Origin of the sequence: Rhizobium sp. SG741, assembly GCF_012275435.1 — a bacterium.
GTDB classification, from domain to species: Bacteria; Pseudomonadota; Alphaproteobacteria; order Rhizobiales; family Rhizobiaceae; genus Rhizobium; species Rhizobium lusitanum.
The window spans coordinates 40,054-63,388 of sequence record NZ_JAAZQP010000006.1 but is presented as its reverse complement, the minus strand read 5'-3'; the positions used below and the strand labels follow the sequence as shown (position 1 = coordinate 63,388).

Annotated in this window: 23 protein-coding genes; 19 read left to right on the top strand and 4 right to left on the bottom strand. The window is 61.2% G+C overall.

The window, feature by feature from the left end; genetic code table 11:
* The first annotated feature begins 129 nt into the window (after positions 1–129).
* Positions 130–1,056 (top strand): sugar-binding domain-containing protein, encoded by a 927-nt coding sequence (locus FHT29_RS16770; RefSeq protein ID WP_210255479.1) that lies wholly within the window; start codon positions 130–132, stop codon positions 1,054–1,056.
* On the top strand, positions 1,053–1,718 hold the full coding sequence (locus FHT29_RS16765) for an HAD-IA family hydrolase (RefSeq protein WP_348644866.1): 666 nt from the start codon (positions 1,053–1,055) through the stop codon (positions 1,716–1,718). The genes FHT29_RS16770 and FHT29_RS16765 overlap by 4 nt, the downstream gene beginning before the upstream one ends.
* A gap of 16 nt (positions 1,719–1,734) precedes the next feature.
* On the opposite strand, the gene FHT29_RS16760 is transcribed toward FHT29_RS16765, so the two are convergent.
* Positions 1,735–3,030, bottom strand: a complete 1,296-nt coding sequence (locus tag FHT29_RS16760; protein ID WP_168599882.1) for a D-tagatose-bisphosphate aldolase, class II, non-catalytic subunit — start codon at positions 3,028–3,030, stop codon at positions 1,735–1,737.
* Positions 3,027–3,980: a sugar kinase gene (locus FHT29_RS16755; protein ID WP_168597718.1), complete on the bottom strand. Its 954-nt coding sequence runs from the start codon at positions 3,978–3,980 to the stop codon at positions 3,027–3,029. The genes FHT29_RS16760 and FHT29_RS16755 overlap by 4 nt, the downstream gene beginning before the upstream one ends.
* Before the next feature lie 240 nt (positions 3,981–4,220).
* On the opposite strand from FHT29_RS16755, the gene FHT29_RS16750 reads away from it, so the two are divergent.
* Positions 4,221–5,255 carry a LacI family DNA-binding transcriptional regulator gene (locus tag FHT29_RS16750; protein ID WP_168597717.1) on the top strand — a complete coding sequence of 345 codons (1,035 nt, stop codon included), beginning with the start codon at positions 4,221–4,223 and terminating at the stop codon, positions 5,253–5,255.
* A 7-nt stretch (positions 5,256–5,262) separates the two neighbouring features.
* On the opposite strand, the gene FHT29_RS16745 is transcribed toward FHT29_RS16750, so the two are convergent.
* Together FHT29_RS16745 and FHT29_RS16740 are read right to left on the bottom strand one after the other, a co-directional pair.
* The gene (locus FHT29_RS16745) at positions 5,263–6,228 is read right to left on the bottom strand and encodes an alpha/beta hydrolase (RefSeq protein ID WP_168597716.1); all 966 of its coding nucleotides are present in this window, start codon (positions 6,226–6,228) and stop codon (positions 5,263–5,265) included.
* A 21-nt stretch (positions 6,229–6,249) separates the two neighbouring features.
* Positions 6,250–7,398 carry a Gfo/Idh/MocA family oxidoreductase gene (locus FHT29_RS16740; protein ID WP_047640504.1) on the bottom strand — a complete coding sequence of 383 codons (1,149 nt, stop codon included), beginning with the start codon at positions 7,396–7,398 and terminating at the stop codon, positions 6,250–6,252.
* A gap of 175 nt (positions 7,399–7,573) precedes the next feature.
* On the opposite strand from FHT29_RS16740, the gene FHT29_RS16735 reads away from it, so the two are divergent.
* The 16 genes from FHT29_RS16735 (at position 7,574) to FHT29_RS16660 (ending at position 23,335) form a co-directional block, all read left to right on the top strand.
* Positions 7,574–8,908 (top strand): ABC transporter substrate-binding protein, encoded by a 1,335-nt coding sequence (locus FHT29_RS16735; protein WP_168599881.1) that lies wholly within the window; start codon positions 7,574–7,576, stop codon positions 8,906–8,908.
* 13 nt (positions 8,909–8,921) lie between these two features.
* Positions 8,922–9,842, top strand: a complete 921-nt coding sequence (locus FHT29_RS16730; protein WP_234903949.1) for a sugar ABC transporter permease — start codon at positions 8,922–8,924, stop codon at positions 9,840–9,842.
* Positions 9,839–10,675 carry a carbohydrate ABC transporter permease gene (locus FHT29_RS16725; RefSeq protein WP_047640502.1) on the top strand — a complete coding sequence of 279 codons (837 nt, stop codon included), beginning with the start codon at positions 9,839–9,841 and terminating at the stop codon, positions 10,673–10,675. Before FHT29_RS16730 ends, FHT29_RS16725 begins: the two co-directional genes overlap by 4 nt.
* A gap of 5 nt (positions 10,676–10,680) precedes the next feature.
* Positions 10,681–11,499, top strand: a complete 819-nt coding sequence (locus FHT29_RS16720; RefSeq protein WP_047640501.1) for a sugar phosphate isomerase/epimerase — start codon at positions 10,681–10,683, stop codon at positions 11,497–11,499.
* An 11-nt stretch (positions 11,500–11,510) separates the two neighbouring features.
* Entirely contained in the window at positions 11,511–12,587 is a 1,077-nt protein-coding gene (locus FHT29_RS16715; protein WP_168599880.1) for a Gfo/Idh/MocA family oxidoreductase, read from the top strand.
* The gene (locus FHT29_RS16710) at positions 12,587–13,405 is read left to right on the top strand and encodes a sugar phosphate isomerase/epimerase (RefSeq protein WP_047561604.1); all 819 of its coding nucleotides are present in this window, start codon (positions 12,587–12,589) and stop codon (positions 13,403–13,405) included. Before FHT29_RS16715 ends, FHT29_RS16710 begins: the two co-directional genes overlap by 1 nt.
* Positions 13,405–14,232, top strand: a complete 828-nt coding sequence (locus FHT29_RS16705; protein ID WP_047561606.1) for an alpha/beta hydrolase — start codon at positions 13,405–13,407, stop codon at positions 14,230–14,232. Before FHT29_RS16710 ends, FHT29_RS16705 begins: the two co-directional genes overlap by 1 nt.
* Positions 14,229–14,954: a ribulose-phosphate 3-epimerase gene (locus tag FHT29_RS16700; RefSeq protein WP_047561608.1), complete on the top strand. Its 726-nt coding sequence runs from the start codon at positions 14,229–14,231 to the stop codon at positions 14,952–14,954. The genes FHT29_RS16705 and FHT29_RS16700 overlap by 4 nt, the downstream gene beginning before the upstream one ends.
* Positions 14,951–15,949, top strand: a complete 999-nt coding sequence (locus FHT29_RS16695) for an ROK family protein (RefSeq protein WP_037200241.1) — start codon at positions 14,951–14,953, stop codon at positions 15,947–15,949. The genes FHT29_RS16700 and FHT29_RS16695 overlap by 4 nt, the downstream gene beginning before the upstream one ends.
* On the top strand, positions 15,942–17,021 hold the full coding sequence (ugpC, locus tag FHT29_RS16690; protein WP_037200243.1) for a sn-glycerol-3-phosphate ABC transporter ATP-binding protein UgpC: 1,080 nt from the start codon (positions 15,942–15,944) through the stop codon (positions 17,019–17,021). Before FHT29_RS16695 ends, ugpC begins: the two co-directional genes overlap by 8 nt.
* A gap of 331 nt (positions 17,022–17,352) precedes the next feature.
* Positions 17,353–18,048 (top strand): GntR family transcriptional regulator, encoded by a 696-nt coding sequence (locus FHT29_RS16685; protein ID WP_037200244.1) that lies wholly within the window; start codon positions 17,353–17,355, stop codon positions 18,046–18,048.
* Between the two features lie 384 nt (positions 18,049–18,432).
* Positions 18,433–19,035 (top strand): amino acid synthesis family protein, encoded by a 603-nt coding sequence (locus tag FHT29_RS16680; RefSeq protein ID WP_047561610.1) that lies wholly within the window; start codon positions 18,433–18,435, stop codon positions 19,033–19,035.
* Between the two features lie 16 nt (positions 19,036–19,051).
* Positions 19,052–19,897 carry an alpha/beta hydrolase gene (locus tag FHT29_RS16675; RefSeq protein ID WP_037200247.1) on the top strand — a complete coding sequence of 282 codons (846 nt, stop codon included), beginning with the start codon at positions 19,052–19,054 and terminating at the stop codon, positions 19,895–19,897.
* On the top strand, positions 19,894–20,829 hold the full coding sequence (locus FHT29_RS16670) for a flavin reductase family protein (RefSeq protein ID WP_047561615.1): 936 nt from the start codon (positions 19,894–19,896) through the stop codon (positions 20,827–20,829). The genes FHT29_RS16675 and FHT29_RS16670 overlap by 4 nt, the downstream gene beginning before the upstream one ends.
* Positions 20,826–21,866 (top strand): LLM class flavin-dependent oxidoreductase, encoded by a 1,041-nt coding sequence (locus FHT29_RS16665; RefSeq protein ID WP_047561616.1) that lies wholly within the window; start codon positions 20,826–20,828, stop codon positions 21,864–21,866. Before FHT29_RS16670 ends, FHT29_RS16665 begins: the two co-directional genes overlap by 4 nt.
* A gap of 5 nt (positions 21,867–21,871) precedes the next feature.
* Entirely contained in the window at positions 21,872–23,335 is a 1,464-nt protein-coding gene (locus tag FHT29_RS16660; protein WP_168599879.1) for an aldehyde dehydrogenase, read from the top strand.

Sequence of the window (23,335 nt, the reverse complement as noted above, 5' to 3'; positions counted from 1 at the left end):
GCCGCATAAGCGTTGCGAAATCGGCTGTTTTGAGCGATAACTCCTCAAGCAGGAAATGTGTAACACATTGCAGAAAGGAATTTCAACCTGAATTCATCTCAGTCGCAGGAGGCTGCAGCAAATCGTGCTTTGCTGCATACCGTCGCCAAGCTGCATTACCAGTCCGACATGTCGCAGGTGGATATCGCCAAGAAGCTTGGCCTATCGACGGCCACGGTCTCGCGGCTGCTGCAGCGGGCTCGCTCGGTCGGGATCGTCAGGATCGAGGTAATCGATCATTCGCCGTCGGAAGATCTGAGCGCCGCACTGATCGATGGTCTGAAATTGCGCACGGCCGCGGTGATCGACACGCCGTCGTCCAACGTCTTGAGCGCGCTTGCTGCTCCGGTCGGCTCGCTCATGCAGCAGGCGGGGCTGCGCTCGGGCTCGACGCTCGGCATCGGCTGGGGAAGGGCGGTGCGGGAGGTGACGCTTGCCGGCTTGCCGCAATTGCCCGGAATTATTACCGTCGCCCTCAATGGCGGCATGCAGCAGGCAGCGGCACACTTCCAGATCAATGAATTCGTGCGTCAGGCGGCCGCCCAGATGGGCGGCATGCCGCATTTCCTGCATGCCCCCTATGTCTCCTCCACCGAACTCAGGGACGCTTTCCTCGCCGATCCCACGGTGCAGCAGGTGACGTCGCTCTGGGACAGGCTGGATGCGGCGATCGTCGGCGTCGGTTTGACGCACGCGTCGAACCCATCCGAGGCGACGGCAGCGCTGCCGGGAGAAAGGGCGCTGAGCCATGCCGCAGGCGACGTATTGCGCCACTATGTCACCGAAGCCGGCGAGATCCTGCATTGGGACGGCGAGGAACGGATGATCGCGGCCTCGCCGGAACAGTTGCGAAAGGTGCCCCTGTGCATTGCCGTTGCCGCCACTCCGAGCAAGGCGCCCGGCATTATCGGAGCGGCGCGGTCCGGGATGATCAACGCGCTGGTCACCGATGCCAATACCGCGCAGGCGATCCTTGACCGACTGTCGTCCAATCAGAAAACCGAGGATCAGCCGTGACGCTTTTTTCCGGCCGCTCCTTCGGCGCCTTCCTGTTCGATATGGATGGAACCATCCTGAACTCCATTGCGGTTGCCGAGCGGGTCTGGACAGCGTGGGCGGAGCGGCGAGGTGTCGATGCAGAAAGCCTGTTGGCCACCGTTCACGGCAGAAAGGCGATTGAAACGATCAACCGGCTCGGCCTGTCGGGGATTGATCCGGCCGAGGAGGTCAGGTTTCTGACACAGGCTGAGATCGACGATGTGGTCGGCGTTGAGCCGATTACGGGTGCACTTGATTTCCTGGAAAGCCTGCCTCGGGATCGCTGGGCGATCGTCACCTCCGCTCCACGGGAACTGGCCAGGGTCCGCCTCGAGGCAGCCGGCCTTCCCTGGCCGCCGGTGCTGATCGCCGGCGAGGACGTGCAGAACGGCAAACCGGCGCCTGATTGCTTTCTGCTGGCTGCGAAGACATTGGCGCAACCCATTGAGGAATGTCTCGTTTTCGAGGACGCTCCCGCCGGCGTCGAAGCCGCCGAAACGGCCGGCGCTTCCGTACTCGTGATCAGCGCGACCCACCGCGCGCCGCTCATCACGCGGCATCCAAGCATCGAAAACTATGACCATCTGGCGCTGGAGATTGCCTCGTCTGGGCCTCTTCTCATCTCGAGAAAGCTTGCATGAGCCGTTCAACGCTGCGCTATTGCCGGGTCGCGCCGTCGATCGCACCGGCATAGATGTCGAGCACACGGACGACGTTGGCAAGCACGAGAGCCCGCGCCTCCGGCATGACCGATCCATCGGCAATCATGGGCTCCAGATGGCCGAGATATTGGCTTATCAAGGGGCGCGGGATGATGCGCCCTTCGAGGGCCGACATCAGCTCATCCACCGCCCCCTGTGCAGCAGGCATAGCCCAGTAATAACGAATGCGGTCGCTGAAAGAGTAGTGCCGCTGGATAAACTGCTCGCGCGCATCGCCCGGATAGTATTTTTGCCAGTGTTCGGGTGAGGATAACATGATCTGTTCCATCGCTGCCGGCAGCGTTTGGCCAATCGCGCGCGGAGCAAGCACTTCGGCGATCGAGTTCAAGCCATACAGGGCTTCGCGAAGGGCGAAGGTCAGCCAGGGGCCGACTTTGAGGATCGCAAAGCCGTCGCTGACAAGATCTCGAAGCGCCTCGGCGCTCTGGTAGTCGGTCGAATGCGCCTCGAACACGAATTGCGGCATGTCGTTCAAGGTGGCGGCCAGGCTGGCGGCTGGCCGGCGCTGATAGCCAATCACCTCGGCATTGCCGAATTCAACACCGGGCTGGACGACAACGCCGATCGCCCGCGCAAAGGCCTCGTCGAGACCCAATTGAGCAAAGGCTTGGCGATGCAGTTCCACCGTCGCGAGCGCATCGTCCGGCGTGGTTATGTGCATATGGTCCAGCGCCTCGACCGCGCCGCCGGGAACAGGGACTTCGGTGCCGACGATGTAGCTTGGAGCCTGCGTTCCGGATTGACGGACCCGGGCTTCCGATACCTCGGCCAATTGCGCGGCCCTGGCCGCGATCGTCGCATCGGGCAGTGCCTGCGGATCGTCGGCGCAGGCCATGCTGGTATCGAGATGGAGCTTGGTAAAGCCGGCAGCGGCAAAGGCGTCGATCATTGTCTTCGCCTTCGACATCGCCTCATCGGCGCGCAAATGCTTCCATGGATTGGGACCGAGATGATCGCCGCCCAGAATGAGCCTGTCCGGAGCGAACCCGACCTTTGCGGCAATCGCCTCGACGAAGGTCCGGAAATCGGCAGGCGTCATGCCGGTGTAGCCGCCATCCTGATTGACCTGATTGCAGGTCGCCTCGATGAGCACATCGGCATTTCTGGCTTTGCCATGCGTCAACGCTGCCTCGATGACAAGCGGGTGTGCAGAGCAGACGGAGGTGATACCGGTTGTCAATCCCTCGGCGCGGCGTTGCGGCATTCTTGCCAGCCGTCGCGTCGCATTCATGGCGAAGGCCTCCCGATTGCGTCATCAAGGAATGCCTGCACCTCGGCGAGCGTTGCGATTCCTTCCATCGGCCCCTTGCGCGTGACGGCCAGCGCCCCACACGCGCAGGCTATGCGCAAAGCGTCTTCGGGATGAGCGCCACGGAGCCAGAGCGAGACGAATCCCGCGCCAAAACAATCACCTGCACCAGTTGGATCAACCTCTGTGACAGGAAAGCCCTGGGCCGTGACCTGACGATGCCGGTCGTAATAGACGGCACCCGCAGAGCCTTTTTTGACGATCACCGCCGAAATGCCGCACGCCAGCATTTCGGTTACCGCCGAAGCCTCGTCGGCGGCATCGGTGAAGATGAACAGTTCCTCGCCGCTCGGCAGGAAAATATCGGTCAACATCAGAACCTTGGTCAGCGCCTCGCGCATGCCGGGCAGCTCGATCATCTCCTTGCGGATGTTTGGATCGAAGGAGACCGTGCCGCCCTTGCGCTTGACCATTTCGATACCCGAGAGAATGACTGACGTCGCCCTCTCGGAAAATAGCGAGGAGCCCATGACGTGGAAATGATCGGCACCGGCCAGAAGTGCCACGGCCGCTTCGTCGATCTCGATCGATCCGGCCGCGCTGTTCTTGATGTTGAAGACGAAGTGGCGGCTACCGTCGGCCCGATAGGAAACGAAGGCCGTGCCCGTCGCCTGTCCCTTGTGGACGGCAATGGCGGAGACATCCGCGCCCCAGTCCCGCAATCGATCGATATTGAGATGGCCGAAATCGTCATCGCCCACCGCGCTGATCAGGCCAGCCGGCTGGCCAAGGCGTGCAGCCTGGGCGATAAAGATCGCCGGCGCACCGGAAGGAAAGGGACCGTGCAGCAGTCCGGGCTCGGCAAGGCTTTGATCGACCCGATCCGCCATGATTTCGACGACGATCTCTCCGGCACTGACGAGCTTTTTCATGCAGGCTGAACTCACTTCGTGGTGGTTTCAATTTTGGCGGCGCGAAGCCTTTGAACCGGCCAAGTTTCTAAGACTTGAACTTTTGTGCGTCAATTAATAAATTTGCGCACGTAATATTTTTGCATGACGTAAGTTCCGGAAAACTTTACCGGAATTTGTGTCGTCGATTGCGCTTGCTTTCGGGTGGACGCATAACGGGAAAAGCGAGCGGTTCGGCTCAGGCAGGATGGTCGGCATTCGATGGAAAAAATGACGCATAAGACAATGGAGGATTTCGCAAAGTCCTGCGGCGTCTCCCGTCCCACGCTTTCCAAATATTTCGACGATCCGACCAGTGTGAAGCCGGTAACGCGTGCTCTGATCGAAGCTGCTCTCCGTTCGTCCAACTATCAGCCGAACATCTATGCACGAAATCTCAACCGGAAGAGAACCCGCAATATCGGCATTCTCGTTCCGGCGTTGACCGATCCATTCTATGCGGAGATGGTCAATCGTCTCGAGTTGAGGCTGCGCGACGAAGGCTATTGGCCGATCGTGTTTTCCTCGCATGGTCTGCCGGAACTGGAGAGGGAAGCCGTCAACACGATGCTCTCCTTGAAGGTCGCAGGTGCCGTGGCCGCGCCGCTCGGACAGACGTCCCATCCGCGGGCGTTCGAGAGGTTGGCGCAAAATGTGCCGATCGTCTATTTCGACACCTACATCGAGGGGAATACGCCTTTCATCGGCAATGACAACAGGCAGAGCGTCGCGACGATCGTCGAATATCTCTGCCGGTCCGGCGAAGCGCCGGCCTATCTTGATATTCCTCATGTCAATCACAACTCGCCGGAGAGACTGGCGAGCTACATCGCCACGATGGAGGCCTCCGGCCATGAGCCGTTGGTGATCAAGACGACGGCCTCCTACACCTGGGAGTTCGAGCATGTCGGTTACCATCAGATGGACGACATCCTGAATGCGAACACCCTGCCGCGCCGGACCATTCTGTGCGCCAACGATCGTCTCGCCTTCGGCGTCATGGCCGCCGCTTTCGCGCATGGGCTGAAAGTCGGACGTAAGAAGGGCGATGATCTGCGGATAGCCGCGCATGACGATCATCCGCTGAGCCGCTATACCTGCCCGCCGCTGACGACGATGGCACAGGATTTCGCCGCCATGACGGCAAACAGCGTCGATTCGCTGCTGGCGCTTCTTGGCGATACGGATGAGCCGGCTCAGGCGGTCGCGCCCATGGTCCGCCTGAACGGCACGCTGGTCATGAGGCAATCGGCCTGACGCTGCCTCAAGGCTTCGTTTGATCGGAAACCTCTTCGAAGCCGCGCCATGCCGCAACCGCTTCCTCGACCGCCTGGCGTGCGACGGGAATGTACTTGCCCATCGAGACGAAGCCGTGGATCTGCCCGGGCCATTGGCGAAGTACCACGGGGACACCGTCTTCTCGCAGACGCTCGGCATAGGCGAGGCCCTCGTCGGCAAGGATGTCGTACTCCGCAAGGAGGACGAAGGCGGGGGCGACATCCGCCAGACTTTCCGCGCGCAGCGGCGAAACTCGCCAATCGAGGATATCCGCACTGCTGCGGACATAGTGATCGCGAAACCATCGCATCGTTGACAACGTCAGGCCAAAACCTTCGCCATGGCGACGATAGCTGTCCGCCGTCTGTGCGGCATCGGTATTGGGATAGATCAGTAGCTGCGCCACAAGCGTCGGCACTTCGCCAGAGCGCGCCATCAGCGCCAGAACCGCCGCAAGATTGCCGCCGGCGCTATCTCCGGCGACCGCTATGCGCAGGGGATCGATGCCGAGTTCGGCCGCATTCCGAGCCATGTAGGTCAATGTCGCCGCGCAGTCCGCCAAGCCGACTGGAAACCTGTGTTCGGGCGCCAGACGGTAGTCCGGGCAGATGACGACGCACCGCGCGATATTGGCGAACCATCGGCAAATCTCATCATGCGAATCGAGATTGCCAAGCATCCAGCCGCCGCCGTGGAGATAGAGCAGGGCGGCGGCATCCCGCGATGGCGTATCGATGCCACGATAGAGGCGCAGATTGATCCGGCCGTTCGGACCGTCGATCTGCCTGTCCTCTAACGAGGTTACGGTCTCCTTGGCGCCTTGAACCGAGAGGAAGCCGGCATTGTAATCGAGGCGGGCTTGTTCGGGCGTACCATCTTCGAATACGCGAGGCTTCGATCTCTTGCCAAGATCGAGAAGCTGTCGGGCGTTTTCATCGGGCTGTTTGGTCATATCAGCGTCCCCTGGCTGGCGTCAGGCGAGAAGACTGCGCGCTTCGTCCTCGCCGAGCAATGGCGGCTGCGTAAGATCGCCCGCAATCCTGACGGATTGTCCACTTTCTCCTGAAGCCAGAATGGCCTCCATGATTTCGAGTACATGCAGCGCAAGCTCGCCGGATGCCCGTGGCGGCCGGTTCTCCTCAAGCGAGCGCGCGAGGTCGGCAACGCCAAGCATGCGGTAATTTGCCCGATCCGGCGCCGCATATGGCCAATTCCTCTTGCCATAGAGCTCGCCGTCACTATCGAAATCACGCCAATCGGCGCCACGCTCGGACAGGGATACCGTTCCGCCGAACGTGTCGGGGTCGGGCAGGCGCAGCGACCCCTCGGTGCCATGCAGTTCGATCGGATGATTGGAGTGGCGGAAGACGTCCCACGAGGCGCCGAAATTGACCGTGGCGCCGGATGCGAATTCCAGCAGCGAGAGAACATTGGTCGGTGTGCCGACCTTAAAGCTCGTGTTCTTGAAAGGGCCATCGGCGGTGATGAGGCGTTCTTCCTGGCCCTTCGTCGCCATCGCCATGACGCGCACGACCGGCCCGAGCAGGTTCACCATCATAGTCAGATAGTAGGGGCCCATGTCGAAGACAGGACCGCCGCCCGGCTGGTAGTAGAAGTGCGGATTGGGGTGCCAGTGCTCCATGCCGCGCCCCATCATGAAGGCCGTACCGCTGACCGGACGACCGATCGCGCCTTCCTCCATCAAGCGCCGTGCCCGACGGCCCGCCGCGCCGAGGAATGTGTCGGGGGCCGAGCCCAGCCGCAAGCCGCGGCGCCTGGCTTCCTTCACAAGGAGGCGGCCGTCGGCCGCCGATGTCGCGAGCGGCTTCTCGGTGAAGACATGCTTGCCGGCAGAAAGGGCCGACATGGTCACGTCGAAATGCACGGCGGGAACCGTGAGGTTCAGGACCAGATCGACCTCTGGATCGGCGAGCAGCTGGTCGACGCTCAAGGCGCGAATGCCATATTCACGAGCGCGCAGTGCGGCCGCATCGGCCGATATATCGGCGCAGGCGCGCAATTCGACGCCGGCAAACAGCGCCGCATTGCGCAGATAAGTCATGGAGATATTGCCGCAGCCAATGACTCCGACGCCGAGCTTTTCCTTTGAATTTCCTGTCATATTTTCAATCCTCCCTGATGCACTTCATTCGTTCGCGGCGCGTCGACGCACCCGAACGACGATTCCAGATGTGATTTAAAGCATCTTATTTCTTGACGCGCGACAATTTTTTATGAAACATGTGCGAATACTGGCGCGGAGATACGGAGGTCGCCAGTCTTCCTGGGAGGGAAACATGACAGGTTTCAAGAAGACGCCGGCTGACTCCAAGATGATCAGCCAATCGATGATGCTCGACCGCCGCCAGCTGCTGCTCGGTGCGGCGGGCGCGGCGACACTTAGCGTTGCGTCCGGCTTTGGCATCCGCCCGGCGCGCGCCGCCGACCGGACGGAAATCAGCTTTGCCAGTGCCAGCTTCTTCGGCAAGGAAGGGCTTGGCGATCTCGTCAAGGCTTTCAACGAGTCGCAAAGCCGGGTGACCGTCAAGTTCATCGAGCTGCCGCCGCCAAGCTCGTCGACAGAAGTCTATCAGGGGCTCGTCCAGCAGCTGGCACGCCGCAATGGGACGCCTGATGTCTTCAGCCAGGATGTCATCTGGATCGCAGGCTTTGCGGCCGCGGGCTGGGCCTTGCCGCTCGACGAATATTTCCCGAAGGACAAGCGCGCCGAATACTTCCCCGGTACGGTCGCCGCCTGCACCTATGGCGGCAAACTCACCGCGCTGCCGTGGTTCGTCGATTCCGGCATGTTCTACTATCGCAAGGATCTGGTGGAGAAGCATGGCGGCAAGGTGCCGGAAACCTGGGCCGACATGGCAACGATCGCGGCTGAGGCACAGAAGGCCGGCGACGCCAAGTTCGGCTATCTCTGGCAGGGCAAACAGGCGGAAGTCCTGATCTGCGACGCCGTCGAAATCATCGCGTCCAACGGAGGTTCCATCCTTTCCGCCGACGGTAAATCCTCGGTCATCGGCGATGATGCTGCCGTCGAAGCGATCCAGTTCCTCTATGACACCATCAACAAGACGAAGGTCAGCCCTCAGAACGTCCTGTCCTGGGATGAGGAGCCTTCTCGCCAGCCGTTTACGTCGGGCGAGGCGATGTTCATGCGCAACTGGTCCTATGTCTATCCGATCGCGCAGGATCCAAAGGCCTCGCATGTCGTCGACAAGGTTGCCGTCGCTCCGCTGCCGCATTTTGCCGGCGGCAAGAGTGCCGCGTGCCTCGGCGGCTACCAGCTGGGCATCAATGCCAATTCCAAGAAGCGGGAAGCGGCGATCGAATTCTTGACCTGGATGTCGTCGCCGGAAACCCAAACCCGGCTGGCCCTTAATTTCGGTCTTGCACCCTCGCGTCCGGCGATATTCCAGGATGCAAAGCTGAAGGCCGAGCAGCCGTTCATGGCGAGCCTCCAGAGCGTCTTCACCGGCGCCACACCGCGGCCGATCACGCCGCAATATGCCAAGGTGACGCTGGCATTGCAGTCCAGCATCTCGAAGGCGCTGGTCAGCGGCAACGTCAAGGCGGAACTGCAGGCGGCGGCTACCCAGATCAACAAGATCGTTGGCTGAAATGGCCGTAACGATGACGGTTCCCGCGTCCGAGCGAACCCCAGGCAAATCGAGGGCGCTGCCAAGCGCCCTCTGGCCCTGGCTGCTGCTGTTACCGGCTTTCATCTCGCTCGCATCGGTATCCTTCTATCCGATCTTCAACGGCCTCTATCTGTCCTTCACCAATCGCTCGCTGATCACTCAGGACAATGATTTCATCGGCATCGCCAACTATGTGCAATTGCTGGCCGATCCGCCTTTCTGGAATGCCTGGTGGCACACCATCTGGTTCACCGTGATCTCGACCGGGCTTGAGACGTTCATCGGCCTTGCGATGGCGCTGATCCTTTGCGAGACCTTCGCCGGCCGCGGCATGATCCGCGCCGCCATGCTCGTGCCCTGGGCCATGCCGACCGTCGTGACATCGAAGATGTTCGGCTGGCTCTTCGATGGTCAGCACGGCATCATCAATTTCATCCTGCTGCATGCGGGGCTGATCGACCAGAACGTCAACTGGTACGGCTCGCCCGATACGGCCCTGACGACGATCATCCTTGCCGACGTCTGGAAAACCACGCCGTTCATGGCGCTTCTGCTGCTGACAGGGCTGCAAACCGTTCCGAAATCCCTGGTCGAGGCCGCCCGCATGGACGGCGCGCGAGCCTGGACGATCTTCTGGCATATCCGGCTGCCGCTCTTGATGCCGACGCTGCTGATTGCCGGCCTCTTTCGCGCGCTCGATGCGTTCCGTGTCTTCGATCTGGTCTATGTGCTGACGGGCGGAGGCCCGGCCGATTCCACCGAGACGCTTTCGACGCTGTCCTACAAGGTGCTCTTTTCGACGCTTCAGTTCGGCTATGGCTCGGCCGTCTCGACCGCCATGTTCATCACGGAGGGGCTGATCGCCGTTGTCTTCTGCATCTTCCTCGTGCGGCAGATAAGGAAGACGACATGAACGAAAGCCGCTCCGTCTTTCAAAGCCTCGTCATCTACTTCGGCGCACTGCTTATCCTCATCTGGTCCGCCGGCCCGTTCCTTTGGCAGTTCTCAACCTCGTTCCAGCTCGACAAGGCACTGACCGAGGGAACGCCCTCGCTCATTCCGAACCCGTTCACGCTGGAGCATTACTATAACGCCTTCATCGAAAAAGGCCTGCATCACTATGTGATGAACTCGCTCATCGTCGCGTTGTCGACCACGGCTCTCTGCCTGATCGTCGGCTCGCTCGCCGCCTTTTCGCTGTCGCGCCTCGATGTGAGGGGGCGCTTCGGCATCCTCACGGTCATTCTTTCGGTGTCGATGTTTCCGCAGATCGCGCTGGTCGGCCCGCTCTATCTCATTGCGTCCGATCTCGGGTTGCTCGATACCTATACGGCGTTGATCATCACCTATCTCGCACTCGGACTGCCGTTGGTGACCTGGGTCCTGTTCGGCTACTTCGAGACATTGCCGCGCGAGATCGACGAGGCGGCCCGCATGGACGGCGTCGGTCCGGTCGGCCTGCTCTGGCATATCATCCTGCCGATGTCGCTGCCGAGCCTGGTCACGACAGGCCTGCTTGCTTTCATCACCGCCTGGAACGAGTTCCTTTTCGCGCTGGCCTTCACCTCGGATAGCGACAGCCAGACGATCCCGGTCGGCATCGCCAATTTCACCAATCAATATTACGTGCCCTGGGGAGACATCGCCGCCGCATCGGCTGTCGTCACCGTGCCGCTCATTGTCTTGGTGCTCTTCTTCCAACGACACATCATCGAAGGCCTGACCCAAGGCGGAATCAAGGAATAGCGGGAATGAGCAAGGACATAAAAGTCGGCTGCCAGACATTTACGTGGGAAATGCTCGGCGATGCCTGGCGAGGAACGGCCGACGATCTGTTGTCGGCCATATCCGCCGGCGGTTATCTCGGCATCGAAATCACCGATACGATGATCGGCCGCTACGCGGCAGACCCCCATGCTTTCGCGAGCGCGTTGAAAAGCCACGGCTTGACGCTCGTTTCCTTCGCCTTCGGCTCGAAGAGCGGCTTCACGGTCGCCGATGCGACTAAGGACGATCTTGCGACGGCGCGGCGCTGGATCGACTACGCCGCCCATTTTCCGGGCGCACTCGTCTCCATCGGCTCGGCCACCGTCGTCTCAGACGGCCCGCGCGATGACAAGTTCGCCATCGCCGGCGACTTCTACAATCGCGCCGGAGAACTCGGCAAAGCCAGCGGCGTCGATGTCGCCGTACATCCGAGTTCGCATCACAATACTCTGCTGTTCGACCGCGCCGATTATGACCGCATCTTCGCCTTGCTCGACCCGAGCCTGGTCGGCTGGGTGCCGGATACCGGCCATATCCTGCGCGGACATGCTGACATGCTCGATACGATGCGCGCCTACCAGGATCGCATCCGCTACCTGCACCTCAAGGACGTCGACGCCAATGACCGATGGGCGATGCTCGGCAAGGGTATTCTCGACACGCCTGCCGTGATCGATCTCGTCTCCACAGCGCCGCGTTTCAATGGCTGGCTGGTGTTGGAGGAAGAATCCGAAACCGCAGCCGCCGACCCTGCCGCCGCGGTCAGAGCCAACCGCGAAACCATGCGCGGCTACGGCGCATAAGGAAGAGAACCATGATCGAAAAGGAAAATCGCCGTCTTCGCGTCGGAGTGCTCGGCTGCGGGCCGATCGCCCAGTTCGCGCACCTGGAATCCTGCGTGAAGGCCAGGAATGCCGATCTCTATGCGATCTGCGATGCGGCGCCCGATCTCCTGGCACGCATGGGCGCGACCTACGAGCCGCAGAAGATGTATGACAACTATGATGAAATGCTCGCCGATCCCGATCTCGAGGCCGTGATCGTCGCGACATCCGACGCCTATCACGTGCCGATGTCCATCAAGGCGCTGGAAGCCGGAAAGCATGTGCTCTGCGAGAAACCCATTGGCGTGTCGATCGAGGAGGGCCTGCAACTTGCCGAGGCCGTGCGCTGCTCCGGCAGGATTCTGCAGGTCGGGCACATGAAGCGCTTCGATCCTGCGCTGGAGGCGGCGCGTGATTTCGTCCGCGACGATATCGGCCAGATCTTTGCGATGAAGGCTTGGTATTGCGATTCCACCCATCGCTATACCAATACGGATGCGGTGCAGCCCTTGCCTGTCACCAGCAAGCTTGCGCGCAAGCCGGTCGGTAATCCGAAGGCCGACCTGCGGCAATATTTCATGCTGGCGCATGGCTCGCATCTGGTCGACACCGCGCGTTTCTTCTGCGGCGATATCGTTGCAGTGCGCGCTCGGCTTCTAGAACGAGCCGGTGCTTACTGCTGGTTCGTGGAAACCGAATTCGCCAGTGGCGCGCTCGGCCATCTGGATCTGACCGTTGCCGTGCGCATGGATTGGCATGAGGGCTTCCAGCTCTATGGTGAAAACGGCTCGATCCTCGCCAAGACCTTCAATCCTTGGTACTTCCGCTCGAGCGAGGTCGAGATTTTCCATGAGAAGGATGCGACCACTAGGAAGCCGCTCGGTGCCGACGGCCATTTCTTCCGCCGGCAGCTCGAAGGCCTCGCTGATACGGCGTTGAATGGTACGCCGATGCGCGGGGCCGACGTCGAGGACGGCCTGGCTTCGATCCGCGCGATGGTGGCGATCGCCCGATCGGTAGAACTGGGCGAGCGCGTCGAACTTGCATTGGTCACGGGAGCGGTCTGATGCAGATCGGGATCTTCGCCAAGACCTTTCCGGGGACCGAGCCGCTCGGTGTTCTCTCGGCCGTGCGCGACAGCGGCTACGCATGTGTGCAGTTCAATCTCGCCTGCTGCGGACTGCCCTCGATGCCCGATGCCGTCGCTGAGACGACGCTTGCGGAAATCCGAACGGCAGTGCGCGCCACCGGGATCTCGCTTGCAGCTCTCTCCGGCACCTACAACATGGCCCATCCGGACATATCCGTGCGTCGAACGGGCATGGCCCAACTCGCCGTCGTCGTCGAGACGGCAGCGGCACTCTCCATTCCGCTCGTGACGCTTTGCACCGGTACGCGCGACCCGAACGACCAATGGGCCCATCATCCCGACAACGGCGATCCCGCCGCCTGGGCCGACATGGCGGCTGAAATGTCGAAAGCTCTGGAACTGGCGGAGCGGCATGGTGTGGATCTCGGCATCGAGCCGGAGCAAGCCAATATTGTCACGTCGGCTGAGGACGCCAGGCGGCTGATCGAGGAAATGGGATCGCGACGGCTGCGCATCGTGCTCGATCCCGCCAATCTGTTCGAGCAGGCGACGCCGGAGCAGGCGCGGGTGATCGTCGAGAAGGCGGTCGAAACCGCGGCGGGCCATATAGCTCTCGCGCATGCCAAGGATCGTCAAGTCGATGGTCGCTTCGCAATCGCGGGGCAGGGCGTCGTCGATTTTCCTGATTTCATTGCACGGCTGCGGGCCGTGGGCTTCGACGGCCCACTCGTCACGCATGGCCTCTCGGCGCCCGAGGCCCGCGGCGTTGCAGCGTTCCTTAAGGGGCTGATCTGATGGGAAAGACGTCATTCATGCGTGCCGATGCAAGCCTTGCCGTCTATCGCGAAGGGCAGGGGCTTCCGGTCGTCTTTCAGCACGGTCTTGGCGCTGACGAGGCACAGGTAGCACAGAATGTTCCAACCTCCGCGGATATCCATCGACTGACGCTGGAGTGCCGCGGGCATGGCGCCTCGTCGCTTGGCAGCGCGCGACCTTTTTCGATCCATATGTTCGCCGAGGACGTGTTGGCAGCGGCCACCGAATACGGCTTTGACCGTTTCGTTGTCGGCGGCATTTCGATGGGAGCGGCCATTGCGCTGCATCTTGCCCATCATCACCCCGACCGTGTCGCGGGACTCGTTCTCGTGCGTCCCGCCTGGATATTCGAGGCATCACCGGACAATCTCGAGCCTGGTCGCGCCGTTGCGGCCCTGATCCGTTCACATCCGGTTGCGGAAGCCAGGGAACGCTTTATCGCCTCGGAAATCGGGCGTCGGATCGCGTCCGAGGCGCCCGACAATTTCTCTTCGCTGCTCGGCTATTTCGAGCGGCCGGACGCCTTCGATTTCGCATCCGTCCTTGGCGACATCGCCGCCGATGGGCCTGGCGTATCGAAGGCCGACACGGCAGCCATCAAAGTTCCGACGCTGGTCATCGGAAACGAACAGGATGCGATCCATCCGCTCTCCTGCGCCCTCACGCTTGCCGAAACCGTTCCTGGCGCACGCTACATCGAAGTCACTGCCAAGACCGCCGACAAGGCGCGGCATTTCGCCGAAATCCAAGGCGCCATCACCGATTTCCTTGCATCCAGTTCAATCCGGAGCCTCTTTCGATCATGACATCCAAACCTCTTTCCGGCTCGGCTGCCATCGCCGCACTGCCCCGTAACCGATTGCTCGGCGAGTTCTCGCTCTGGTCGGCGGATCTTGCCAATATGGAAACCGATCTGAAGCGGATCGAGCCCCTTGTCGACCTGCACCATATCGATGTCGCCGACGCCCGCTTTACCCCGGGCTTCCTGTTCTTTCCGGATTTCGTCGCCCGCATCGCCAAAGCGACCGCCAAGCCCATCCATGTGCATCTGATGGTCGAAGGTGAAATCGTCGAGGAACAGACGCGCCAATTCATCGAGGCGGGAGCCGATCTGATCAGCGTCCACGCCGAGAATGGCGAGGCGGGGTTGCGTGCTGTAGGGCTCGCAAGAAAGCTTGGCGCCGAAGCAGGGGTGGTGCTGCGGCTGGAAACGCCGGTTTCGGCGATCAAGCCGTTCATCGATCATGTTGCCTTCGTGACGCTGCTTGGCACATCCATCGGCGTCAAGGGGCAGAGCCTTTCCGATAGGGCATGCGACCGGCTCTTGGAAGCGCGTGACTTGCTCAAGCAATCCGGTCGTGAGGACCAGATCATCCTTGCGGCCGATGGCGGCATCCGCGAGCAGACTGTGCCGCTCCTGCGCAAGGCCGGCGCGCAGACGGTTGTTCTCGGTTCGCTCGCCTTCGGCGACAAGGATCTAGCCGGCCGCATCGCCTGGCTCCATGGCTTGGAAAGCGGGGTTGCGTGAACAAGGTTGCCCTCGCCTTTGATCTCGGCGGAACGGAGCTTCGCGCCGCACTCGTCGACGAGGCAGGAAGCCTTCTGGCCTTCTCGGCCATGCCGACGGCGGCCGCCGATGGACCTGCGGCGGTGACGCGGCAGATGGAACAGCTCGCAGCCGAGGTGCTGGCGCAAACGCCCGACCTTTCTCCCATCGGCATAGGTGTCGGCGCACCGGGACCGCTCGACCCCGAGGCCGGTATCGTCATCGGGCCGCCGACGCTTATCGGCTGGCATGAGGTGCCGCTGGCGACCATTCTCTCCGATCGCTTCGAACTGCCGGTCCGGCTGGAGAACGACGCGAATGCGGCAGCCCTCGGCGAATGGCACTACGGAGCGGGTCGCGGCGCGGATTCGATGGTTTTCGTGACGGTCTCCACGGGTATCGGCGGCGGCGTGATCGCCAACGGCCGGACTTTGCACGGCCGGCGCGGCCTGGCGGCCGAGATCGGGCATATGACCATCACGAATGAAGGGGAGCGGTGCTTTTGTGGCGCGATCGGTTGTTTCGAGGCCGTTGCCTCGGGAACGGCTTTGGGGCGTCATGCAACGGCACGGACCCGGAAATTCGACGGCTCGCTGATGCGTGCGATTGCCAGCGATGGCGACGTCAGCGGGCGGCATGTCGTTGAGGCTGCACGAAAGGGCGATGTGCTGGCGATGGAATTGCTGGATGCGGAAGCGCGCTGGCTCGGCATCGGCTTTACCAATCTGCTGCATCTCTATTCGCCAGACATATTGGTAATGGGTGGCGGTATCTCGCATGGCTTCGATCTTCTGCAGGAAGTTGTGGTGGCGACCGTTCGCGAACGCGCCATGCCGGCTTATCGCGGGGTCCCCATTGTTGCCGCCCAGCTCGGGCGTCACGCCGGCCTGATCGGCGCGGCCAGCCTCATCCTCGGGCAGGAGACAGACATTGGCGCCAGTCCATCCATCGAAAGAAAGGAGGCCAGCAATGGCTAATCTCAAGCTGCGTGACGCCCGCAAGACCTATGGCGCGCTCGAAGTCATCAAGGGCATCGACCTGGATGTGGACGACCGTGAATTCGTGGTCTTTGTCGGCCCGTCCGGCTGCGGCAAGTCCACGCTCTTGCGTATGATCGCCGGTCTGGAGAAGATCACCGGCGGTGATTTGATGATCGATGGCACTCGCGCCAACGACGTGGACCCGTCGCAACGCGGCCTGGCGATGGTCTTCCAGTCCTATGCGCTCTATCCGCACATGACGGTCGCCGAGAACATGGGTTTTGCGCTGAAGATCGCAGGCGTTTCCCCGGCCGACCGTGATCGCAAGGTCAGGGAAGCTGCCGAGGTTCTTGAGCTCGCGCATCTGCTCGACCGTCGGCCGAAGGACCTGTCGGGCGGTCAGCGGCAACGTGTGGCCATCGGCCGGGCGATCGTACGCAATCCGAAGATCTTCCTCTTCGACGAACCCTTGTCCAATCTCGATGCCGCTTTGCGCGTCAACATGCGGCTGGAGCTGATGCGGCTGCATGAGCGGCTGGCGGCAACGATGATCTACGTTACCCACGATCAGATCGAGGCGATGACCATGGCCGACAAGATCGTGGTCCTGAACTCCGGTCGCATCGAGCAGGTCGGTTCGCCGCTTGAGCTTTACAACCGACCGGCAAATATCTTCGTGGCCGGCTTCATCGGCTCGCCGAAGATGAACCTTCTTCCGGCTGTGGTCGAATCGACCGGACCTCAAGGCATATCCGTCGCGCTGCCGGGCGGACACAGGATCACTGTGCCGGCCTTCGGCGGAACGGTAGGAGCCAACCTGACACTTGGCATCCGCCCTGAACATATCCGCATCGACCCGAATGGACGCTTCCCCGGCCAAGCAATGCTGGCGGAGCGGCTGGGCGGCCTCACGATCCTGCATGTGGATATCGGATCGAACCAGTCGCTTGTCGTGCAGACGGAAGGTACGGATACGACTCCGCTGCACACAGCTCTGTCTCTCGACATGGAACCTGCCGCTTGCCACCTCTTCGATACCGATGGCAGGCCGCTCGCCAGATTGAACTGACCTGCAGTTCCGAGGCGCCGTTGCTGCGTACTGATGCCTGGCAGAAAAGGGCAGAACTCCGTGGTCGGAAGACTGCGGAGTGGAATTTGTCGAGCCTGGATCAGCTCCCCACTCATATTCCCAATCAGACTTCCGCGCCCCGCCCGTCGCGAAAAAGTTCCTGATATCCTTGTCGGTGACATTGGAGTAGGGGTTGTTCGCAACGGTCTATCCAGTTGCATTGACTCCATCTCGCCATTGCATAATCTTGGTAGGCCATAATATGGTATCCGAAACTTGACCGTCCCTGCGGCAAGGGACGGAAGTTGACGTCTGAAACAGAGGTGTTGGAATGAATGATGATGCGCACGGCACGGCAATTCGCGTGGAGCGTCCGGCCAAGACGTTGCGCGAACTGGCGCTCGACAAAGTGCGGGAGGCGATCCTCAATGGCTATTTCCGCCCGGGGGATCGTCTGGTGGAGCGTGATCTCTGCGCCCAGCTTGGTGTAAGCCGCACGATCGTACGCGAGGTTCTGCGCCACCTCGAATCCGAAGGCCTCGTCGCCAATCTGCCGAACAAGGGGCCGATCGTCGCCCAGCTCAACCATGACGAGGCGAAGCAGATCTATGAGATCCGCGGCGCATTGGAAGGCATGGCCGCGCGTCTTTGCGCCGAGCAGCGCAATCCCGCCATTGCCGATGCTCTGGACAAATCCCTTGAGGACATCAGAAACAGCTACCGGGACAAGGATATGGCTGGTGTACTCGCCCATACCTCATCCTTCTATCAGACGCTTTTCAGCATGGTCGACCGCCACATCGCGTGGGGCGTCGTCAATCTTCTGACCGTGCGCATCAATCATCTGCGCTCGATGACGATCAAGACGCAAAATCGCGATGTTCAGGGGCCAGTGCAGATGGCGCGGATCGTCGATGCCATCCGGCGCGGAGACGGCGAGGGCGCCTTCCAGGCAGCCATGGAGCATGTCGCCAGCGCCAGCGCAATCGCACAGGCGGTTCTCTCAGGACGCCAACCGATCGATTGATCCGGTACGCCGCTCCTTGCCGATGTACGGCGGCATCGCACCTAATGCCATCTCGGCGACCTCACCAAATTAAAGGCACCCTCACGATGCGGGCTTGACTCTCCGCGGCGTTCGATGTGACGGTATGCCATAATCAATAATACAAAATTGGAACATCAAAAAAACTGGGAATGCAGTCGCAGCCTGCAGGCTCACCCAGAATATTGGCATGAAGATGATGGTTAGCATGCCATGATCAATCACTTTCGCTTTGATGAATAAGCATCTGTTATAATTACATTTTCTTTCTGTTCACTTAAGTTTTCCGCTCGTTTGCGCGAAGCCGCTTGACAGTTTTGTATTATGGCATACCATCATACATAACCTAGAAAAACGAGCGCAGCCATGACCTTTCAAATCCGTAAAACCGTCCTGCAGATCGAAACCACCTTGGTTGAAGGGGGCAAAGCAGCGCCCACGCCTCTGAAGCTCTTTTCGGCCTGTGCGATCGTGAAGAACCCTTGGGCCGGTCGCGGCTTTGTCGAGGATCTGAAGCCCGAGATCCATGCCGCAGCGCCGGTTCTCGGTGAGTTGCTCACCAGCATGATCATCGAGGCGGTCGGATCGGGCGAGGCCGTCGAAGCCTATGGAAAATCGGCAGTGGTCGGCCTAGACGGCGAGATCGAACATGCGTCTGCACTGATCCATACGCTGCGTTTCGGCAATCATTATCGCCATGCCGTCGGCGCCAAGTCCTATCTCGCCTTCTGCAATACGCGTGGCCCGGCCAACGCGCCGATCATGATCCCGCTGATGGACAAGAATGACGAGGGGCGCCGTTCGCATTATCTGACGATCCAGACGTCGATCGCCGATGCTCCCGCTGCCGACGAGATTGTCGTCGCACTCGGCGCTTCCGTCGGCGGCCGGCCGCATCATCGTATCGGCGACCGCTATCAGGACCTCAAGGACCTGGGGCAGGACGTCTCAAATCCTGCCGGCGTCTGACGGATTGGGCGCGGAGATGTCGACGATGGACACCATAGCGCAGAGCAAAGCCAATGTCCCCGAGGCAGAAGGATTGCCGCGTAAGATCACGGCAGGCGGGACGGCCTACCACGAGGTGGGCATAGGCGAGCCCCTTGTTCTCATTCACGGCGTCGGCATGCGCCTCGAAGCCTGGCTGCCGCAGATCGCTGCCTTTTCCGGGAGCCATCGCGTCATCGCCGTCGACATGCCTGGCCATGGCGAAAGCAGATCGCTGCCTGCCGGCAGCCGCCTGGAAGCCTTCGTCGACTGGTTCGGCGGCTTCCTTGATGAGATGGCGCTCGACGCTGCCAATGTTGCCGGGCATTCGATGGGTGCGCTTGTCGCCGGTGGTGCCGCGGCAACCTTCGGTGAGAGGATCAGGCGCGTCGCCTATCTCAACGGCGTCTATCGCCGTGATGCGGAAGCAAAGGCGGCGGTCCTGGCACGCGCAGCGGCAATCCCGGTGACCGGCGTCGACAAGGAAGGGCCGCTTCTGCGCTGGTTCGGTGACGATGCGCAAAGTGCGACCGCCCGGGAGTTGACCCGCAACTGGTTGGGCCTCGTCGATCCGCAGGGATATGCGACAGCCTATGCGGCATTTGCCGGCGGCGACGAAACCTACGCCGATCGGTGGCCGCAGGTGCGGGTGCCGGCACTATTCCTGACTGGTTCGGACGATCCCAACTCGACGCCGCAGATGGCCGAGCAGATGGCGGCTGCCACCCCGAGAGGCTGGGTCCGGATCGTCGAAGGGCATCGTCATATGGTGAACCTGACGGCACCTGAGATCGTCAACGAATTGCTTGCTGAGTGGCTTTCATGCGGGGAGGACGCAAGATGACGGCGCAAAATATCGATGCAAGGGCGCTGCGCGACGCCTTTGGCGCATTTCCGACCGGCGTCACGGTCGTGACCGCGCAAGATCACGCCGGTCTGCCGATCGGCTTCACGGCCAACTCCTTCACCTCAGTCTCGCTCGATCCGCCGTTGCTTCTGGTCTGCCTGGCGAAGACCTCACGCAACTTCGCGACCATGACGAGCGCGAAGCATTTCGCTATCAATGTTCTGTCGGAAGCGCAGAAAGATATCTCCAACACCTTCGCGCGTCCGGTTGAAGACAGGTTCGCAACTGTCGAATGGAATGCCGCCGCCGACGGCTGTCCGATCCTTGCCGATGTTGCCGCCTGGTTCGAATGCGGTATGGAGCAGGTCATCGATGCCGGCGACCATGTCATCCTCATGGGACGCATCGCCTCCTTCCACAACAGCGGCCGCAACGGTTTGGGCTATGCCCGCGGCGGTTATTTCACGCCGATCCTCGCGAGCAAGGCAGTTTCGGCCGCAACCGAGGGCAATATCGAGCTCGGTGCCGTTCTGGAGCGCGATGGCGAGATCCTGCTGCTCGGAGAAGACATCTTCGCACTGCCGAGCTGCGAGGGAAGGGAAGGGAGCCCGACCGAAATTCTATGCGACTACCTGCAAGAGCTGACCGGGCTTTCAGTGACGATCGGCTTTCTCTATTCGGTCTATGAAGGCAAGAGCGATGGCAAGCATCATATCGTCTACCGCGCCTTCACGTCGCAAGGCGAGCCGCGCGAGGGCAGGTTCTTCAAGCCGGACGCTTTGACCAAAACCCGCTTCAAGACGAGTGCGACAGCCGATATCGTCGCTCGTTTCGCACTGGAAAGCCAGATCGGCAATTTCGGCGTTTATTTTGGAGACGAGACCTCCGGTACGGTCCGCCCGGTCTCGACGAAGGTGGCACGAGCATGAAATTCTCTCTCTTCGTTCACATGGAGCGCCTCGATGCGAGCCAGAGCCATAAGAGCCTCTACGACGAGTTCGTCGCGCTCTGCGAAATTGCCGACAAGGGTGGCATGCACGCCATCTGGACGGGCGAGCATCACGGGATGGATTTCACCATCGCTCCCAATCCTTTCGTGACGATCGCCGATCTGGCCCGCCGCACGTCGCGGGCGAGACTAGGCACGGGAACGGTGATCGCGCCTTTCTGGCATCCGATCAAGCTTGCCGGCGAAGCGGCCATGGTCGACATCATCTGCGACGGCAGGCTCGATATCGGCATCGCCCGCGGCGCCTATTCCTTCGAATATGAGCGTCTTTTGCCGGGGCTCGACGCCTGGGGCGCCGGCCAGCGCATGCGCGAGCTGATCCCTGCGATCAAAGGCATCTGGAAGGGCGACTATGCCCATGACGGAGAATTCTTCAAATTCCCCGCGACCACCTCGGCGCCGAAGCCGCTACAGGAGCCCAATCCTCCGATCTGGGTCGCCGCACGCGATCCGAACTCGCATGAATTTGCCGTCGCCAACGGCTGCAATGTTCAGGTGACGCCGCTCTGGCAAGGAGATGACGAAGTCGAGGCGCTGATGGGCCGTTTCAACGACGCCTGCGCTAAGAACCCTGATATCGACAGGCCGAAGATCATGCTGCTACGCCACACCTATGTCGGCTCCTCGGAAGCCGATATCGCTGAGGCCGCCCACGAGCTCAGCGTTTACTACAATTACTTCTTCGCCTGGTTCAAGAACGAGAAGCCGGTCCATCAGGGCCTGATCGAGCGCATTCCCGATGAGGATATTCGCGCGAATGCCATGCTGTCGGATGCGGTCATGCGCAGCAACAATGTCGTCGGCGACGCCGCGACGGTGATTGCGCGGCTGAAGGCCTACCAGGCGATGGGCTATGACGAATATTCCTTCTGGATCGACACCGGCATGCCGTTCGAGCGCAAGAAAGCCTCGCTCGAACGTTTCATCGCCGAGGTCATGCCGGCATTTGCGGAGTGAACCCCATGCAGCGCTTCCAGTATTATATCGATGGCGAATTTCTGGACGGGGAGGCCCGCTATCCAAGCGTCGATCCGGCCACCGGCCTGATCTGGGCCGAGATGCCGGAGGCGCGCGAAAGCGATGTCGATCGCGCCGTCAATGCCGCCGAAACGGCGCTTTATGACGGACCCTGGGCCAAGACCACGGCAACCCAGCGCGGTAAGCTGCTCTATAAGCTCGCCGATCTCGTCGCGGCCAATGCCCAAAAGCTCGCCGAACTGGAAACCCGCGATACCGGCAAGATCATTCGCGAGACTTCGGCGCAGATCGCTTATGTCGCCGATTACTATCGCTACTATGCCGGGCTCGCCGACAAGATCGAGGGATCCTACCTGCCGATCGACAAGCCCGACATGGATGTCTGGCTCCGCCGCGAGCCGATCGGCGTCGTCGCTATGATGGTGCCGTGGAACAGCCAGCTCTTTCTTTCCGCCGTCAAGATCGGCCCGGCATTGGCGGCCGGCTGCACCATGGTCGTCAAGGCATCGGAGGATGGGCCGGCGCCGCTTCTGGAATTCGCCCGTCTCGTTCATGAAGCAGGCTTTCCGGCCGGCGTCGTCAACATCATCACCGGTTTCGGCCCGTCCTGCGGCGCGGCTCTCGGGAGGCATCTGAAAGTCGCGCACGTTGCCTTTACCGGCGGCCCGGAGACGGCGCGCCATGTCGTGCGCAACTCTGCCGAGAACCTTGCCTCGACATCCCTGGAGCTCGGCGGAAAATCGCCCTTCATCGTCTTCGCCGATGCCGATCTTGAAAGCGCCGCCAATGCCCAGGTTGCCGGTATTTTCGCAGCAACAGGACAAAGCTGCGTTGCCGGTTCCCGCCTGATCGTCGAGCGCAGCGTCAAGGATGCTTTCCTGTCCATTCTCAAGCGCAAGGCGGAAGCGATCCGCATCGGCTCGCCGCTCGAAATGGCGACCGAAGTCGGCCCGCTCGCCACGAAGCGGCAGCAGGATCATGTGGCAGCCCTTGTCGAAAAATCCGTCCAGAGCGGCGCGCGTCTCGTCACCGGCGGGCAGAGGCCAGACGGCGAGGGCTATTATTTCCCGCCGACGATCCTCGATTGCGACGCCGTCGCTTCGCCGTCGCTCGCCGAGGAATTCTTCGGCCCGGTTCTCTCGGTCGTCTCCTTCGACACCGAGGCCGAGGCGCTGAAGCTTGCCAACGACACCCGCTATGGACTGGCCTCCGGCGTCTTCACCCAGAATCTCACCCGCGCCCATCGCCTGATGAAAGGCATTCGCGCCGGTGTTGTCTGGGTCAACACCTATCGCGCGGTATCGCCGATCGCGCCTTTCGGCGGCTTCGGTCTTTCCGGGCAGGGCAGGGAAGGCGGGCTGGCGGCGGCGCTCGACTACACGCGCACCAAGACGATCTGGCTGCGCACGTCAGATGATCCGATCCCCGATCCTTTCGTCATGAGGTGA